We start from the raw sequence: 3,519 nt of genomic DNA on the forward strand, positions 1-3,519 counted from the left end.
TAACAAAAGGCTGGTTTACGGATTTGGAAAGTACTAATCCAATCGTAGGCAGTATCACCGGCAATGCTGCTACTGTCACAGGACTTGCAGTCACAGCTGGACAAACACTTACCGTTACTTCCGGTGGGACTATTGGCACTGCTGCCTACACTGCATCTTCTGCCTACGCAACTTCTGCACAAGGAACTCTTGCAACTAATGCTTTACCAAAAGCAGGTGGAACACTAACCGGAGCAACCAAAATAGCACTTGCTACAAGTGCAACTATAGGTAGTAATGTAGGACTATGGGTGTCTGGAAACACACAGGGATTAACAGCTTTAAATCAGATTGGTTTTGGATATGATGGAGGAACAAATGTTATTCCTTCAGCTATAATTGGTGGAATTAATGTTGATAATGCAGGTTACACAGCATATGAGCTTTTCTTTGCTACGCGGGTATTAACAACTGATACTGCACCAATTGAGAGAATGAGAATAGATAAGAATGGCAACGTCGGCATCGGGACGGCAGTGCCGGGAAATATTCTTACAATAGCAGGAGGAAACCTATCTGAAATACAAAATAATATGTTGACCTTGTTCAGCAATAGTATTACTGCTAATGGAGAGATGCATATAGGGTTCAATAGTGAATACAGTACAGGATTCAAATATCTTGCCACTGACGCAGCGGCGGAAATCAAAGTGTTAAACGGAGCTTTTGGTTTCAGGACAGCAGCGTCGGGCACAGCTGGCACTGACATCACATATTCGGAAAAATTGACTATTTTAAATACCGGCAACGTCGGCATTGGGACCACGACACCTCTACTTAAACTGGATGTGGCTGGTTCAGGACGCTTTACTGGCGCAACCACTTCTGTTTTGACTGGAAGCATAGACGCAACGGCATCCACTGCGGTTGTGGGAGTAGGCACTCTCTTTACCACAGAATTAGTTGTTGGCGACAGAATCACTGTTACGGCTGAAACGAGAACGGTAACCGCTATTACAGACACTCTAAATCTTACCGTTGACACAGCTTTTACAGATACCGCTAACGACACAACGCCAGACAAATTAGCGGCTATCTTGGTAGCGAGAGATTCTGCGAGCGCAGTAAAAATGGTTATAAATAACCTCGGCAACGTCGGCATCGGGACCACAACGCCGGGAGGAGCATTGCACGTTCGTGCGGGAGGAATTGACGCATTGGTAATTAGCTCTTACGGTAGTGTCGGCATCGGAGTAGTCGGTGGGTTTTTCGATTTCCCGGTTAAACTAGCCGACCCGGCTACTTTGCCGACCGGCAATGGGAATGGCGCTTCTTTTTCTCCTGACGGCGTTTACTTAGCTATTGGCCATCAAACCACTCCTTTTGTCACTATTTACAAGCGCTCAGGCGATACTTTTACCAAACTAGCCGACCCGGCTACTTTGCCGACCGGCACTGGGCAGGGCGCTTCTTTTTCTCCTGACGGCGTTTACTTAGCTATTGGCCATAGTGTCACTCCTTTTGTCACTATTTACAAGCGTTCAGGCGATACTTTTACCAAACTAGCCGACCCGGCTACTTTGCCGACCGAGGTTGGGTATGGCGCTTCTTTTTCTCCTGACAGCGCTTACTTAGCCATTGCCCATGCTACCACTCCTTTTGTCACTATTTACAAGCGTTCAGGCGATACTTTTACCAAACTAGCCGACCCGGCTACTTTGCCGGCCAGCACTGGGGTCGGCGCTTCTTTTTCTCCTGACAGCGCTTACTTAGCCATTGCCCATGCTACCACTCCTTTTGTCACTATTTACAAGCGCTCGGGCGATACTTTTACCAAACTAGCCGACCCGGCTACTTTGCCGGCCAGCACTGGGTATAGCGCTTCTTTTTCTCCTGACGGCGTTTACTTAGCTATTGGCCATAGTGTCACTCCTTTTGTCACTATTTACAAGCGTTCAGGCGATACTTTTACCAAACTAGCCAACCCGGCTACCTTGCCGGCCGGCGATGGGAATGGCGCTTCTTTTTCTCCTGACAGCGCTTACTTAGCCATTGCCCATGCTACCACTCCTTTTGTCACTATTTACAAGCGCTCAGGCGATACTTTTACCAAACTAGCCGACCCGGCTACCTTGCCGGCTAACGCTAGTGGGTATAGCGGCATTTCTTTTTCTCCTGACAGCACTTACTTAGCTAGTGCCCATGCTGTCGCTCCTCGTGTCACTATTTACAAAGGTTCTAGTGGAAACCTGGCCGTAACAGGCTTGGTCAATGTAACAGGCTTGGTCAATGTCGGCCTTAGTAGCACTGCCAGCGTTACTGCTGTCTGTTCGAGCTTAGCTGGCGCTACTGCCCCGACCGCAGGCACTGCCTACGAGCTGCGTGATTGTTCCGGAGCTCCTGCCGCTGATTATGCCGAGATGTATCCGGTTGAGACAGGGATTGAATATGGAGATTTGGTCGCAACAGGAGGAGAACCGGTTAATACATATGATCAGGAGAATGGAGCAGTTAATTGGGATAAGGTATTAGGTAAGGTATCAAGATTAGTTAAGACAAATAAAGGATACCAAGGAAACATAATAGGAGTTGTTTCTAATAATTATGGAGACTTTACATCTGCGGGGTACAACATCAAGAAGGAGGATAATCCCAAACCCGTTGCTCTTAACGGAAGAGTGCCGCTAAAAGTGACAGTTAAAAATGGCGACATTTCAGCCGGAGATTATTTAACTTCCTCCGACATCCCGGGCGTGGCCATGAAAGCGACAGAACCGGGTATGACCATCGGTAAAGCTCTGGAATCTTATGCTTCTACTTCAGAGGAAATCGGAAAAATAATGGTTTTTGTCAATCCTCATTGGTCTTTAGGCTCAGTAGATATATCACAAACCGACACGGAAGGAATTTTTGACCAGTTCACAGAGGCGATTAGAAATAGTTTAAAGAAACTAGGGCTTTGGATTGAAAATGGAATTGCCTATATGAAAGCTTTAGTGGTGGATGCACTAACAATTGGAAGTTCAGAAAAACCGACTGGAATTACTATATACGATAAAATTACTAAAGAACCATATTGTTGGAGTAGTGAAAATGGTGAAATAGTAAGGACAAAAGGTAAATGCGAATTGGTGGGCGGAGCAGGGGAGTTACGAAACAACGCCAGCGCGACAACTAATCCAGCCCCGGTAGCAGGTACTAGTAATACCGCCCCGATAGTAAGTACTGGAGCCAGTACTCCAATCACCGCTTCCCCCGGGACCCCGCCAGCGGCGGTGGCAACCACTCCAACTACTGAAACTTCAACACCCGCTGGTTCGTCAACCCCAACTATTACCCCAGCTCCAGTTGTAACTCCAGCGCCGGCGGCTAGCAGTATACCAACAACTAGTGCTCCGACCCCAGCACCCGCGCCCCAGCCTTTGCCAGCGGCGAATCAGCCTGTGGCCGAAGAGGCTGGTCTCGTGCCCGCACGCCCCGCCGAAGGCGAGGCTCCGCCGAATGGCGGGCCGAGGGAGGCAGACACAGCGCCTCCGGCGG

Annotated in this window: 1 protein-coding gene; it reads left to right on the forward strand. The window is 48.4% G+C overall.

Features of this window, described 5'->3' with window-relative positions; translation table 11 throughout:
• Window positions 1–23 precede the first annotated feature (23 nt).
• Window positions 24–3,519 (forward strand): hypothetical protein (locus WC659_07240; GenBank protein MFA4873690.1); only part of this gene is annotated, 3,496 nt, incomplete at its 3' end.

This window comes from Patescibacteria group bacterium (assembly GCA_041645165.1).
Classification (GTDB): domain Bacteria; phylum Patescibacteriota; class Patescibacteriia; order 2-02-FULL-49-11; family 2-02-FULL-49-11; genus 2-02-FULL-49-11.